Source organism: Parabacteroides sp. AF17-28 (assembly GCF_003479205.1).
GTDB lineage: Bacteria > Bacteroidota > Bacteroidia > Bacteroidales > Tannerellaceae > Parabacteroides > Parabacteroides acidifaciens.
In genome coordinates, this window is the sequence record NZ_QUGV01000006.1 from 159,593 (window position 1) to 175,343 (window position 15,751).

The following is a 15,751-nucleotide window of genomic DNA, read 5'->3' on the forward strand; positions in this document are numbered from 1 at the left end:
CAAAAATAAGTGAAATTCGCAAGAATCGAACACCAAAATACATCTTTTACAATTCTTTAAAGCGTAAAAGTACGAGTGGTTCGTAGATAAAGTTACATTTGCAACTGTTTTTAATTTGTTTAAATCGATAATATCTAAATTCTCAAGTTTAATGAAAGAAAAACTACTCTACTTTGTGTTGATACTATTTGTGTCTACATCTGTGTTTGCGCAAAACAATAGTGGATCAACCGCCTCTTTTACGATAAAAGGGCAAGTAGTCGACTCTTTATCAAACGAGTCCGTTCCTTATGCCACATTGAGGATTGCGTTAGCTTCCGCTCCGCAAAATCCTGTAAAATTGTTGGCTTGTGATGATGATGGTAAGTTCAATGCAACGATGAACAAACCGGGTAAGTATATTATGACGATGGAGTCGTTAGGCAAACTCCCTGCCCAAAAAGCGTTTACATTGTCGGAAAATAAGAAAGTCCTTGATTTTGGGAAACTGTTCATGCATGACAACACGCAGCAACTGAACGAGGTTACCGTAACAGCCCAAAAGCCGTTGGTCAAGGTCGAAGTAGACAAACTGACTTATAGCCTGGAAGACGACCCGGAGGCAAAGACCAGCAATGCGCTGGAAATGTTCCGTAAGGTCCCGATGGTTACGGTCGACGGTGAAGATAAAATCCAGCTGAAAGGTTCTTCCAATTATAAAATCTATATGAATGGCAAACCTTCAAACCTGTTGAGTGGAGAAAACGCATCCGACGTATTGAAGAGTATGCCGGCAAGTTCGATCAAGAACATCGAGGTAATTACTGACCCCGGATCTAAATATGATGCGGAAGGTGTCGGCGGTATCATTAATATCATTACGACAAAGAATGCTTTGCAAGGATATACGGGTACGGTTCGTGCCAATGCCAGTACGATGGGCAGCTTCGGTGGTGGCGCATACATCTCGATGAAAGCCGGAAAATTTGGTGTTACTGCTAATTATGGTTATAATCATCGTAATTCTCCTTGGAATGATACTTATTCGGTACGGGACGAACAAGAAATGCAATATCAGCAAGGTGAACAGACCTTTACCCGGCCGTCTTCCTTGTTAAATGAACATGGACGGAGCAAAAACAAAGGGCCGTTCCAGTACGGTTATCTGGAAGGCAGTTACGAGATCGATACATTGAACTTGTTGAGTGTTGGGATCAATCTCTTTCGTGGAAATTCCAATAATCTTTCCGAGCTGGAAGCAGACAAGATAAACCGGACGGATTTGATGCCCGATGGAACGCCTTCGCAGATGTATTCCTATAAACGTTATTCAGATTCGGAGGGTACGTTCGGTTCGACGGACGTTAATGTGGATTATCAGCATTCAACCAGTAAGAAAGACGAATTGCTGACTTTGTCGTACCGCTTCAGCCAGTCGCCCAACGACAGTGAGGGAAATTCCCGGTTGGAGAATTTAGTTGGCGACTATGAGGTGGCTTACCGTTATCCGAATAGAAATACGAATGATGCTTCGACAACCGAACATACCGGGCAAGTCGACTATACGACTCCTTTGTTTAAAGACCAGACTTTTGAAGCCGGTGTGAAATATATCAACCGGCAGAGTAAGAGTAATACGGTCGAAGAGGTTTTACGGAATAACGAGTGGGTCGACATTTCGCAAAATAATAGCGACTTCCAGCATACCCAGCATATTTACTCTGCTTACTTAGGTTATCTGATTAAGTTGAATAAGTTTGGATTCAAAGCAGGAGTACGTGGTGAAGGCACAAGCCTGAGTGCGAAGTTCAAGAAGGTTCCGGATGAAAATTTCAGTACAAACTATTTTGATGTCGTACCGAATGCCACATTGACCTATCAGTTGGATATGTCTTCCCAGCTGCGTTTAGGGTATAATATGCGTATCCAGCGTCCGGGAATCTGGTATCTGAATCCGTATTTGAATAATATAGACCCGCAGCGTATTTCTCAGGGTAATCCGAATCTGGAATCGGAAAAGAGTAATAATGTAAACTTGAACTTCAGCAAGTTCGCACAGAAATTCAGCATTAATGCAAGTATAAGCTATACATTCGTCAATAATGCGATTGAAAGATATACGATAATCGCTAACTTCCCGGAATCAAATCCGCTTTCCCAATATAACGGAGCTTCTTATAGCACCTATGGGAATATGGGTAAACGCCAGCAAGTAGGATTATTTTTATATGGAAGCTGGAATCCTGTACCCTTGTTCCGAATCTATATGAATGGCGGATTCGACTATACGAATATCGACAGTAAGAAGGCTTTAGGATTGACAAAGGAAGGTGTAGCCGGACGAATCTTTGCCGGAACACAGTTTAATTTGCCAAAAGATTTCCGCATTAATTTGAATGGTGGTTATTTTAGCCCGTGGATTCAGTTGCAGAGTAAACAGTCTCCTTTCTATTTTGCCGGCTTGAATGTCAGTAAAGATTTCTTGAAGAAAAAGCTTTCTGTTTCACTTGGCGCACAAAACCCGTTCTGGAAAACCATGAAGATGGAATCAACGACGAAGGGTGAAGGTTTCCACGATGTTTCCACAACTTGGCGTCACGCCCGTGAGTTCCGTTTGAGCGTTTCTTACCGTTTCGGTACGATGAAAGGCCAGATTAAGAAAGTTCGTCGCGGTATCAGTAATGACGATACGAAGAGCGGTGAAGGCAATTCAGGTGGTGGAGAACAAGCGATGTAATTTTTAAAACATTATCTGTATCAAAGAACCAGCGGGGTGTCCTCGCTGGTTTTTTTATTTAAAATTGCGGTTTCGGACAAATATACCCATCTAATTAGACAAATAGTGCCGGTATCAATACACGTAAACATTTACTTTTGAGCCATAAATCAAGAATTTTATTGACATGAAACACACGATCTTTAGTCTGATACTTCTTTTTATCAGTACTTCTGTATTTGCAGCTCGTAAGGAAATCCTGCTGAATGAGAACTGGATGTTCCGGTTTTCCCATCAGGTACAGTTTAAAAGCGAAGAACGGGTAAACTTGCCGCATACCTGGAACAGCGGGGATGCCCTTTCCGGAAAACAGGATTACTATCGCGGGATGGGTAACTATACGAAAACGCTTTTTGTAAAACCGGAATGGAAAGGCAAACGTCTTTTCCTGCGTTTCGAAGGGGTCAATACGGTTGCCAACGTCTTTATTAATGATGTCCATATCGGTGAACATCGTGGCGGATATGGCGCATTTGTCTTTGAAATCACGGATAAGGTAAAATATGATGCCGACAACCGGATTCTTGTAAAAGTGAATAACGCGTTGCAGCAGGATATTATGCCGCTGGTCGGCGACTTTAACTTTTATGGGGGTATCTACCGGGATGTAAATCTGATTATTACCGATCCGGTTAATATCTCATTGACAGACTATGCTTCTCCCGGTGTCTATCTGATCCAGAATAAAGTGACAAAGGAACAGGCCGATGTTCGGGCCAAAGTGCTCGTGTCCAACGGTAGCGCGACAGCTCAGCCTGTGCAGGTCGATGTGAAAATCTGGGAAGGCGATAAAATGGTTCAGCAGCAGGATATAAAGGTGACTGTGGATGCCAACGACTGGACAACGACGGGTATGGATCTGACCATCCGGAATCCTCGTTTGTGGAATGGCCGTCAGGATCCGTTTATCTATAAAGCTGAAATTTCTCTCTTGTCCGGCGGAAAGGTAATCGACCGGATTGTCCAGCCATTGGGTTTGCGTTTCTATCACGTGGATGCGGAAAAAGGTTTCTTCCTGAATGGCGAACATCTGAAACTGAAGGGCGTATGCCGCCATCAGGATCGCGCGGAAAGAGGAAATGCTCTTTATAAGATGCATCACGATGAAGACGCAGCTATCATGGCTGAGATGGGAACGAATGCCGTCCGTCTGGCTCACTATCCGCAAGCTACTTATTTTTATGATTTGATGGATAAATACGGTATCGTGACCTGGGCGGAGATACCGCAGATCGGACCGGGCGGATACCAGGACCAGGGCTATATCAACCAACCTTCTTTCCGCGAAAACGGCAAGGAGCAGCTGAAGGAATTGATCCGGCAGCATTATAACCATCCGTCTATCTGTTTCTGGGGATTGTTCAATGAACTGAAAACAATCGGCGATAACCCGACTGAATATATCGAAGAACTGAATGAGCTGGCACATAAGGAAGATCCGACCCGCCTGACTACATCGGCCAGCTTCCTTTCTTATGATGATGCGATCAGTAAAGTGACCGACGTGATTGCCTGGAACCAGTATTTCGGCTGGTATGGCGGTTCACCGTCCGACATGGGAAAATGGTTGGATGCCAACCATAAGGCCCATCCGGAATATAAAATAGCGATCAGTGAATATGGTGCGGGTGCAAGCATCTATCACCAGCAGGACTCTGTAAAGAGGGGCATTGCAGCCGGTTGGTGGCATCCGGAAAACTACCAGACTTATTATCATATCGGAAACTGGAAGGCTTTGGCCGAACGTCCGTTTGTCTGGGGATCTTTCATCTGGAACCTGTTTGATTTTGGTGCGGCCCATCGTACGGAAGGCGATCGTCCCGGAATCAATGATAAGGGATTAGTCACTTTCGACCGTAAAGTGAAAAAGGATGCTTTCTATTTCTATAAAGCGAACTGGAATAAGGAGGACGCGTTTGTCTATATTACCAACCGCCGCCATCGCGACCGCTCTCTGGCTGTAACGGATATTATGATTTTCTCCAATCAGCCGGAAGTCGAGTTGTTTGTAAACGGAAAAAGTATTGGCAAACAAAAACCGGATGATTATGCAACATTCGAATGGAAAGGCGTCAACCTGCAGGAAGGCGTCAACATCATAGAAGCGCGTTCAACACAAAAGAAGAACAGCGTAAGCGATCAAGTAACCTGGACCGTAAAATAATAATAGTTAGAATTTGGGAAGAGGATGCTTTTGGCATCCTCTTTTTTTGTCCTCCTAATAAGGAATCAGGTCATTCAGTATCTTTTCTCTATACCATGGATCGTCCGCTTCTTTCAAAAGGGGAACTATCAGCCGGCTTAATTCTGCTACGGTTTCTTTATTTTCCTGCCAGGGAAGGTTGTGCATCTGATACGGATCTTTTTCGTCATCAAACAACTGGACTTCTTTTAGCTCTTTTGTTTGACGGTCAATCGTGAGAGACATCGTGTACCGGTGTGTCTTGATCCCTCTGGCAACCGGGAAGTAAGAAATGACTTTTCCGTCAGCATCTTTATCTCCATCTACATTTTTAATATACAAGGCACCTTCTCGCAATGGAACGGACAGGTCCTCCCCTGTAAAACGTCCTGCGTAGTTCCGCCCTTCCACCTCTGCCGGAATTTGTTTTGCCAGGCCGCAAAGCCCGAGGATAGTCGGCATAATATCGGGAGAGGACAGCAGGAGTTCGCTTTCGATCCGAGGCGTAACTTTCCCCTGAAAACGAACCATGAACGGAACATTCATGCTTTCTGCATAAGGAGAATTTTTCGGATCGTCCGTATTCTGGCTGCACATCGTTTCTCCGTGATCGGAAGAGAAGATGACAATCGTATTTTCATCTAATCCCTGCTTTTTGAGTTCTTCCAATATGCGTCCGAAAGCACGGTCCACACCTGTAACCGAAGCGAAATAATAACGGACGGAGGGTGCTTTTTTCATTTCCCGGTTGGCGTTCGGCCGGATCAGCAGACTGTCTAAAGGCTGGTCTTTATACAAGTTATAGTCTTCTTCCATGCAATCTTCCAATGACGCATACGGACTATGGGGAGGATTGAAGCTGACCATCATAAAGAACGGCTTTTTAGGGTCCCTGACATTTCCTTCATTCCGGAGGTATGCGATCGCTTTGTCCGCCTCGTGCTGGGGCGACCATTCGTTGATCTCATGCTTTACGCCCTCGGTATCCCAATAGTGCGGGTGTTTATGTACATCGTATGTCCCGTACGAATACCAATAGTCGAAGCCGTGTCGCCGTTCTGCCGGTGTATAAGCATCCCATGCCGGGACGCGGTCTTCTACAAATTTTCCGGGACGTTCCGGGTCATTAGGTGTCGGACAGTCAACATGCAGTTTACCGATATAGGCGCAACTATACCCCGCTTGTCTAAACACATCGCCGATGCAGGTTGCATCTTCGCGCAAGGAACTGATCGGCCGGTTGGAATTGCAGTTTAACGGCACACCGCTATGCTCCGGGTACATACCCGTCAACAAGATTCCCCGGTGAGGGCTGCTAAGCGGGCAATTACTCATTGCCGAAGTGAGCACGACCGCTTCTCTGGCAAACCTGTTCAGGTTGGGCGTGTGCACCGGGTCTCCCTCAAAATTCACCGCTTCCCTGAATCCCGTCTCCCGCCAGAACCCCATCGCATGGTTACGCATCTGGTCGGGGAAGATGTAGATGACGTTGGGAGCTGTTGATACTCCTGTTGATGCTGGAGAGTTGCATCCTGTAAGAAATAGTCCCAGTAGGTAGCAGGAATAGATATTTGTTTTCATGTGTTTATCAAAGAAGATATTCATAAGCGCTAATGATGATTTGTTTGGATAATTTGCCGGGAAGATATGAAATAAAAAAGGACGGACATGTTTTGTCCGTCCTTTTATAAAATATGGTTTTTTACCAACCTGGATTTTGATTCGTTTTTAAAGCGTCATTCTTACTTGTTTCGGAATAAGGAATCGGCCATAAATAATCACGTTCTCTAATAACCCGGTCGTAGTATTTTTTACCAGTGCAGCCTTTTACGGGGCCTGCAACTGTTTCCAATAATCCCCAACGGCGCAGGTCGCTGAAACTATGTCCTTCTGCTGCTAACTCGACTTCACGTTCGTGCTTGATACGCTTGAATACTTCGTCTTTTGAATTTGCTTGCAGATAAGATGGACCACTATTAATGCCCGGCATTCCGACACGAGCACGAATCTGATTAATCAGTTCGACAGCCTTAGGCTGGTTATCCATCTCATTGTAGCATTCTGCTAACATCAATAATACATCTGCATAACGGATAAGCGGGAAATTGATAGGAGTATCTGCTCTATTGTTAATAGCACCATCCATATCATATTCGGCTACAAATTTTCTCCACAAGTAACATTCATAGTTACCGTTTGCACGAATAAATCCATTTGCTTCCTGTGCCATACCTGCGTTAGCAATTACATACTCACTATCTTTTTTCTTGTTTGAATACCAGCCTTTATATTCAGAGAACGGAAGAATGATTGTAACTTCCATACGTGGGTCACGTTTTCCATACATCTCCATTACTTTTTCTCTGTCTTTCGGGTAAGCAATAACTTTTGTTTTGTCATCGGAAAGTGTTGTCCGGAATGTAGCATCTTTGATTTTGTCGTCAGTAGTGAAGCCAGGGATTACTTCTTCCCAGTCAAAAGGACGCCCGTCAGCCCATTCGTAAGAATCAACAAAGTCTGTAGATGCCATGACGTTATTCCAGCAACTTCCGTAAGAAGAGCGGCTGCCCATATAGAATGTCATAGGCATACCATAATCGGTTCCGACACCTCCCATGTTTTGGATTGCAAAAATCATTTCAGAGCTTTCGTCTCCTCCGGGTTTGAAAAGGTTCTCGTAGCTTGAATACAGCGCGTATTGGCCACTGCCGATTACATTTTCGAAGCATGTTGCAGCTTCTGTATATTTTTTTGCATATAAAAGGACTTTACCTTTTAATGCCATTGCTGCACCGGATGTGGCGCGTCCTTTATAAGATGCATCCCAATTAGCAGGTAAAGAAGAGATCGCTGTATCCAGATCTTTTAGAATGAATTCACGAGTGTCTTCAGCAGAACTTCTTGGCTTCATCATATTTGAGAAGTCTTCTGCGACAATTGTTGTTTCGTCGTACAAAGGCACTCCACCGTAGATGTCAAGTAGGCTGAAATAGAATAATGCGCGCATAAAACGGGCTTCACCTGCATATTGCGTTTTCAGTTCTTCGCTGATCTCACAATTTCCTATATTTTGCAAAATGATATTGGCACGGCTGATACCTTCATAGGTGTGTTTCCATTTATTGGTCACTTGTCCGTTGTCTGTGGCATAAGTCCCACGTGCAATTTGTGGAAATGAAGGATTGTCGTATCCCATACCGACAGAGCCTAAGCAATCGAAACCAAATTGGATACCGAAGACATTCTCTCTCTGCATGACATTATAGACAGCCATCATTGCCTGGTCTGCGTGATCTTGTGTCTTAAAGAATGTGCCAGAACTTAATTGGTCTGTCGGGTACCGATCCAGATCATAGCATCCACTCAGCAGTAAGAGTGATGCTGCACATGATAAAAATAATTTATACTTGTTCATAATTCTTGTTCATTTAAAAGGTCACATTAATACCTAATACCGCTTCTTTCATTGACGGATATTTCATACCACTGATTTCAGGGTCAAAACCTCTGTAATTAGTGAAGGTGAAGAAGTTCTCCAAACTACCATAGATACGAATACGTTCAATCTGGATTTTACTCATCCATGCTTTAGGTAATGAATATCCCAATTGTATGTTCCGGATTTTCAAATAGGCTTTGTTTTCCAAATAGAAATCACTCTTCTGTGTATTGACTGTTGCCGATTGATTGAATAACAAACGTGGATAAGTAGCATCCGTACGACCTTCGTACCATCTTCCATCTGCAACTTCCTTATTGATCTGGTAACCGTAGCGTACGATAGGAGCATTGTAGTTATCCCCCATCCAGTATTCTTTTACACCGGCGACACCTTGAAATAATACCGATAAGTCGATGCCTTTGTATTCGGCAGTCAGATTCAAGCCGAACTGGAATTTAGGGTTAGGTCCGTCGCTGACAATTTTTTTATCTTCATTATCGATGATACCGTTACCGTCAAGGTCTTTGTAGAGTAAATCACCTTTTTGCGGTGTTCCGAATGCTGCGAATGGATTCACTTTTTTACCATCTACGACAGGAGCATTATCTATCATGTCCTGAACAATTTTCATGTCTTCATCTGTCTGAAGGATACGGTCTACACACAATAAATATTGTGAATTGATCGAATGTCCTTCCCAAATTAAATTGGCACCGTCCAAAGTCCAGTCACCTGGCTTGGATCCCTTGAATTTGTTGACTTTGTTTTTGACATAAGTGAAGTTGCCGTTAACACCATAAGAGAAATCTCCTACTTTATCCTGCCAGCCCAAAGTCATTTCAAAACCTTGATTTGTAACTGTTGCGCTATTTTGTTTAGGAATGCTTGCCGTTCCATGAACATCGGGTGAAGGCAGATTGATCAAAATATCTGTTGTCCGTTTGTTGAAATAATCTAATGTACCGGTCAGTCGGTTGTTCATGACGCCGAAGTCAAGGCCGATGTTTGCCATATGGGTGGATTCCCAAGTTAAATTCGGGTTGGCTATGGCCGCTTGTGCCAGACCCAAAACCAGAGCATTATTTAATACATAGTTGAATGCACCGTCATCATTCTTGTTGGCATAAGTAGCAATCGCATCATAGTTACCTACTGCATTATTCCCTAATGAACCGTAAGATGCGCGAACCTTAAAATTGCTTAAACCTTTGCTTACCCAATCTTCCATGAATGCTTCCTGATCCATACGCCAAGCGGCAGAGAAAGATGGGAAATAACCCCAGCGATTGTTTGATAAGAAACGGGAAGAGGCATCTGCACGCAGATTTAATTCAAGTAAATACTTGTTGTCCCAATCTAAATTCACACGGCCGAAGAAAGAACGCATAGCCCATTCCGTACTGGAACCGCTGGCCGTTGCATCGCCAATGGCAGCGTTGATAACATTTAGGCTCAAGTCGATCATATCATATTTTGTAGCAGAGAAATTGCGGCTACGATACATTTCTTGGCTACCACCGACCATTGCATTTAAGCCCAGCCGATCATTCAATAAGCGTTTTTCATAGCGCAAAACAACGTCACCGAAGAAACGTTCAACTTTACCGTCGTAATTCATGATATTCGTTTTACCCCGGTTTGTCCAGCCAATCGTTTCATCACGGAAATTCCATTGATCAATAAATATTGGTTTTTTTTCGCGCTGTTCATCAACAAATTCATAGGAGTAAGAAGCTGTTGCGGAGAAACCTTCAAAAGGCTTGATTGTTCCGACAAAGCGTGAGCGCATATTGGTTTTACGGATATTACCGGCTACACGATTCAGACGTGCCAACGGGTTATTGTTTGCGGCTTGTGAATCGTCTTCTCCATTATTCATTGCTCCATATCGCCCGTCTGGTGCCCGGAATACCATACCGGGAGTCGTTGCAGAGGCGAAGGTGAATACATCGTCAACAGCGGTATCTTTTTTATCATTTGCCGTATATTTGGCAGCTGGATCCATATTTGAAACATATCCACTGACTTGTGCTCCCAAATTTAACCAGGGTCTGATGTCTGCCGAAACATTTACGCGTCCGTTGTATTTCTCAAAACCGGTATTTTCCATAACACCCGGATTATTTGAGTAGCCAAATGAAGAATAGAATCGGATTTTTTCACTACCTCCACTCATGGATATGACATGATTTGTGGCAGTGGCTGGGCGGAACGTTTCTTCGATCCAGTTGGTATTCGGGTATTTTAGCGGATCGTTACCGTTACGCCATTCGTCAATGACTGGTTGACTGAAGGGAGCTTTCTGATTTGCATTCAGATAACCTTCATTTACCAACTCCATGTAATCAGCATAATTAGAGACAGGAGTTACTGTGTTACGGATTGATTCGAAAGATACATATCCGTTATATTCGAGCTTTATAGAGCCTGCTTTACCTTGCTTTGTCGTAATTAAGATAACACCGTTGGCGGCACGAGAACCGTAAATAGAAGCAGATGCCGCATCTTTCAATACAGACATAGATTCAATATCCTGAGGATTGACAGTGTTAATACCTGCTTCAACTCCATCAATGATTATTAAAGGAGAAGAGTCATTTAAAGTACCTTGACCACGAACTTTGATTGAAGCATTATCATTACCCGGCTGGTTACTAGAGGAAGCAACTTGTACGCCGGCAGCCAAACCTGCTAAAGCATGAGATACGTTGGTGATAGGGCGGCTTTCTGCTAATTCACTGACATTAATAGATGATACAGATCCGGAAAGGTTCACCTTTTTCTGCGTACCATAACCTACAACTACCACTTCTTCCAAAGCCTGTGAGTCTTCGACCAGCTTAATGTTGAATGAGGACTGATTGTTTACGGGGATTTCCTGATCCTTGTAACCAATATAAGAAACAACAAGAATCGAATTGGAAGATACTTCCAATGTGAAATTACCGTCCATATCGGTAATCGTACCATTAGTTGTCCCTTTTTCTACTACATTGGCACCGGCGATGGGACCCAGTGCATCTTCAATTACACCCTTAATACTGTGTTTTGCTTGTTGCGGAGAAGCAACGATCGGAGTAGGTTCTACAGAACCTAATGTACCGATAGATGGATTTGCAGATGCCATCCCGATAGATGCCAGAAACATTGAAGCTCCTAAGAACATCGCTCTCGATACATAAAAGCGTTTAAAATCTTTTGTCATAATAACACCAGATTGATTAATAAATTGATAATAATTCACGTTTCTCTGAATTGGCACTTTGTGTTTTTCATAAATTGTGTCTTTCACAAAAGTGTTTTTTGTTCATAGTCCTTCAGGAACTACGATCAGAACACTGCAAATGTAGATGTTAATAATGTGCAGGAATGTATAAATTTATCCATTTGATATGCACTTATTATCCAGTATTGAGTTTTTAGCATAAATATAAACAGTTGTATTACATTACTTTATGTGTATATTATTTTATACAACATACTATGGCGTTTAAAATAAAAAAGCTTCGTTTAGATTTCAAACAAAAAAAGCTTGGAGAGACAGTTGAAGAATTATGATTTACTTTTCTAAATCTTTCTAAGTAAAATAAACTTTCTCTTATTCTCTTTTTTATAAAAGAGGATTTATATTTTTTAATTGATGCGCATTCATTCGATCTATATATATTTCAAATGGTAGACTGACTCCGTAGAAACTTTCTATGAATTGACAAATCGCTATTATATTCGTGGTACGACACTCAAAATGATAGGTAAAAAATACAACTCGCGTAAGTAATGATCTTTTCTGCGGTACTAATATGGATTATCGGCAATAGTAGTCTCATTTTGATAGTTAGCAGGTAGACTATAAAAACTATCTATTAGTCCTTTTTGGGAGCTGATGATTTTTTCTGAATAGCCGTAGTTCCTGAAGGACTCTGATTCGGAATGCACTTTTGTGAAAAACACTTTTAATGAAAAACGCAAAGTGATAAATAGTGAAAGTGAATTATTAATTTATTAAATCAATCTGGTGTTATTATGACAAAAGATTTTAAACGCTTTTATGTATCGAGAGCGATGTTTTTAGGAGCATCCATGTTCTTGGCTTCTATTGGAATGGCATCTGCTAATCCGTCAGTCGATGCATTAGGTTCTGTAGAACCTGCACCTGTTGTAGCTTCGCCACAACAGGCTAAATACACTATTAAGGGTGTGGTTGAAGATGCACTTGGCCCTATCGCTGGTGCCAATGTTGTAGAAAAGGGAACTACTAATGGTACGATTACCGATATGGATGGTAATTTTACGTTAGAAGTTGCTTCTAATGCTATTTTAGTTGTTTCCTATATCGGATATCAAAATCAAGAGGTGCCGGTTAATGGAAAGAAAGATTTTAAGATCAGCTTGAAAGAGGATTCTCAGGCATTGGAAGAGGTTGTGGTTGTCGGTTATGGAACGCAGAAGAAAGTAAACCTGACCGGTTCTGTCTCTTCTGTTGACTTTGAAGAACAAGCCTTGTCTCGTCCTATTACGAATGTATCCAATGCGTTGGCCGGTATCAGTGCCGGTGTGCAGGTTATGCAGAATTCCGGTCAGCCGGGTAGTGACGGTTCTACAATCCGTATTCGTGGTATCGGAACTTTGAATAACCAGGAACCTTTAGTTTTGATCGACGGTGTGGAAGGTTCGATGGACTTGGTTAACCCGCAGGATATTGAGAATATCTCTGTATTGAAAGATGCTGCCGCATCTTCTATTTACGGTTCCCGTGCTGCCAATGGTGTAATCTTGATTACAACAAAAAAGGGAAAAGCCGGAAAGTTGTCAGTGGCTTATACGGGTCGTGTTTCTTATGCGCAACCGACTAATTTGATCGATCAGATTACGGATTATGCCGATTATATGACATGGCTTAATGAATCATTCGAGAATATCGGTCAGCCGAATCACTTCTCACAGAGCACAATTGATCTTTGGCGTGAAAAATCAAAAGATCCGAATGGCTTGAATGAAAATGGCGTACCTAATTATGTCGCTTATCCGAATACGAACTGGCAGGACTATTTGTTCGGACATGGTTTGATTAACGACCATAATGTGTCCGTAAACGGCGGTTCCGATAAAATCCGTGTTTTGATGTCTGCCGGTTATCTGGATAACCCCGGGCTTGTTGAAAATACAGGTATTCAAAAATACTCTTTACGTGCAAATATTGAAGCCGATATTACGAAATGGTTAAAAGTCGGAACCCGTACATTTGCTTCCCAAGAAGATAAAGACGCGGGAAACTTTGATAATGCGAACAACTATCTGCGCCAGACGACACCGGGACTTTATCCGGAATGGAACGGTTCATACGGATATCCGGAAGCTCCTGAAGAAAGTGCAACGGCTAACAGTATCGGTGCATTCTTGAACGGACAGGACGGAAAGAAACAGAAGACGAACTTTAATACGACTTTGTATTCTACAATCACTCCGTTAAAGGGCTTGTCATGGGATTTCAGCTTGAACTACAAACGTTACTGGGAAGATAACCAAACTTGGACAAATCCTTTGGAGAAAGTGCGGTTTAGCGATGGTAAGGTTATGTCACCGGCTACGGAACCTTCTGAAATGACTACTTATTTCTATAACCGTTCGGATTATAGTTATACGTTGCAAAATATCATACGTTATAATACGACAATCAACAAAGATCATGATTTAGGTGGTTTGGTCGGTTATGAAGAATATTATTATAAACGTGAATCCCGCAGTGCAACGAAAAAAGGATTGATCGATTCAAGTATCCATACACCCGGGTCGGCTACCGAAATGGTTAGCATCGGAGGTGGAGCTTTTGACCGTGCCCGTCGTTCTTTCTTTGCGCGTGTGAACTATGCTTACAAATCTAAGTATTTGTTTGAGGCTAATATTCGCCATGACGGAGACGCCCGTTACCATGCCGATTATCGTTGGGGTAATTTCCCGTCGTTCTCAGGTGCTTGGCGTGTTTCGGAAGAAGCGTTTATGGAAAATACCAAAAACTGGTTGGATAACTTGAAACTGCGTGTTTCTTACGGTTCTGTAGGTAATAACGGTGGAGACGATGCTACTCTTATCAGCGAATATGAATATCAGTCGACTTATGGAAGTTCCATGTATCCGTTAGGAGGAAAGCTTACTTCCGGTCTGGCTTCGACTTCAATTGCCAACTCATTACTGTCTTGGGAGACTTCTACCATGACCAACGTCGGTATCGACTTGAACGCTTTGAATAATCGCTTGTCTTTCACGATGGATGCATTTGTGAAGAACACGACCGGTATTTTGTTCAAGCCGTCTATCTATCTGACTGCCGGAGATAAATCGGCACCTCGTAAGAATATTGCAGAAATGCGTACGAAGGGTGTTGAATTTACATTGGGCTGGAAAGACCAGATTGAAGATTTCAGCTATTCGGTTAGTGGTAACTTCTCTTATACGCCGAATAAGATCCGTGCATATAAAGGGGAATTTAAGAGCTATTATGACGAAGATGGAAATTGGGTAAGTAACATCGGTGATGTGGCTTCCAGTACTTCGGCTGTAGACCCGATCGTACAGGGTTATAGTGCAAAAGAATTTTACCTGCGCAATCCGTATAAAGGTTCCGGTAAGGGATATGCTGCCGACGGAGTGAATGGTGGTCCTGTTGACGGTATGATCCGGACTGAATCTGATATGGAGTGGTTGAAATCTATGATCGATGCCGGATATACATTTATGCCGAATAAAACTGTGGGTAAAGATAAAATCTGGTACGGTGATTATGTTTATGCCGATGCCAACGGAGACGGAATTTATGGCGGTTCTGACGATAAAGAATTCCAGGGATTCTCGAAGGACCCGAGATACAACTTCGGTTTGCAGTTCTCGGCCATGTGGAAAGGTTTTGACTTTTCTATGAACTGGGCAGGTGCAGCCGGCTTCAAATTGTATTGGGGATCTGCAACCGGATATAACTCTCCGACGACACGTGTCGGTGTTGCTTTGGGAACGGATATTGCTAATAACCACTATTTCTTTGATCCTGAAAATACTTCTGATGCGCGTACAAACATTAATGCGAAATACGGACGTTTGGTAAACGGAGAAAACGGTTTCCAAAATACAGAGGCTACTTCTTTGTATTTGTTCAATGCAAATTATCTGAAACTTAAAAACTTGACTTTCGGATATACATTGCCGGCTCCTGTTGCCAAGAAGATTTTTACAGACAACCTGCGTGTATATGTCTCTATTGAAAATGTATTCAATATTACAAAATATCCGGGACAAGATCCGGAATTAGGTGCAACACCTGCATATACTTCATTGAGACAATTTGCATTTGGTGCTAATATTTCATTTTAAAGGAGGATAG

At 42.6% G+C, this 15,751-nt stretch carries 6 protein-coding genes; 3 read left to right on the top strand and 3 right to left on the bottom strand.

Annotation, left to right across the window (positions count from 1 at the left end):
- Positions 1–151: 151 nt before the first annotated feature.
- Complete coding sequence (locus DWW90_RS06260; RefSeq protein WP_122344372.1) at positions 152–2,716, top strand: outer membrane beta-barrel family protein; 2,565 nt, start codon at positions 152–154, stop codon at positions 2,714–2,716.
- A 166-nt stretch (positions 2,717–2,882) separates the two neighbouring features.
- Positions 2,883–4,919 (top strand): glycoside hydrolase family 2 TIM barrel-domain containing protein, encoded by a 2,037-nt coding sequence (locus tag DWW90_RS06265; RefSeq protein ID WP_122344373.1) that lies wholly within the window; start codon positions 2,883–2,885, stop codon positions 4,917–4,919.
- Between the two features lie 54 nt (positions 4,920–4,973).
- On the opposite strand, the gene DWW90_RS06270 is transcribed toward DWW90_RS06265, so the two are convergent.
- The 3 genes from DWW90_RS06270 to DWW90_RS06280 all read right to left on the bottom strand — a co-directional run bounded on the left by DWW90_RS06270 (position 4,974) and on the right by DWW90_RS06280 (position 11,584).
- Positions 4,974–6,518 carry a sulfatase gene (locus DWW90_RS06270; RefSeq protein WP_122344399.1) on the bottom strand — a complete coding sequence of 515 codons (1,545 nt, stop codon included), beginning with the start codon at positions 6,516–6,518 and terminating at the stop codon, positions 4,974–4,976.
- 121 nt (positions 6,519–6,639) lie between these two features.
- Entirely contained in the window at positions 6,640–8,352 is a 1,713-nt protein-coding gene (locus tag DWW90_RS06275; RefSeq protein WP_122344374.1) for a RagB/SusD family nutrient uptake outer membrane protein, read from the bottom strand.
- 13 nt (positions 8,353–8,365) lie between these two features.
- Positions 8,366–11,584: a TonB-dependent receptor gene (locus tag DWW90_RS06280; RefSeq protein ID WP_122344375.1), complete on the bottom strand. Its 3,219-nt coding sequence runs from the start codon at positions 11,582–11,584 to the stop codon at positions 8,366–8,368.
- 818 nt (positions 11,585–12,402) lie between these two features.
- On the opposite strand from DWW90_RS06280, the gene DWW90_RS06285 reads away from it, so the two are divergent.
- A complete protein-coding gene (locus DWW90_RS06285) occupies positions 12,403–15,741 on the top strand; it encodes a TonB-dependent receptor (protein ID WP_122344376.1) in 3,339 nt (1,112 codons plus the stop codon).
- Positions 15,742–15,751: the final 10 nt, after the last annotated feature.

Coding starts and splice junctions, on each gene's coding strand:
- DWW90_RS06260 (WP_122344372.1), top strand. CDS start 152: ATGAAAGAAAAACTACTCTACTTTGTGTTGATACTATTTGTGTCTACA.
- DWW90_RS06265 (WP_122344373.1), top strand. CDS start 2,883: ATGAAACACACGATCTTTAGTCTGATACTTCTTTTTATCAGTACTTCT.
- DWW90_RS06270 (WP_122344399.1), bottom strand. CDS start 6,518: ATGAAAACAAATATCTATTCCTGCTACCTACTGGGACTATTTCTTACA.
- DWW90_RS06275 (WP_122344374.1), bottom strand. CDS start 8,352: ATGAACAAGTATAAATTATTTTTATCATGTGCAGCATCACTCTTACTG.
- DWW90_RS06280 (WP_122344375.1), bottom strand. CDS start 11,584: ATGACAAAAGATTTTAAACGCTTTTATGTATCGAGAGCGATGTTCTTA.
- DWW90_RS06285 (WP_122344376.1), top strand. CDS start 12,403: ATGACAAAAGATTTTAAACGCTTTTATGTATCGAGAGCGATGTTTTTA.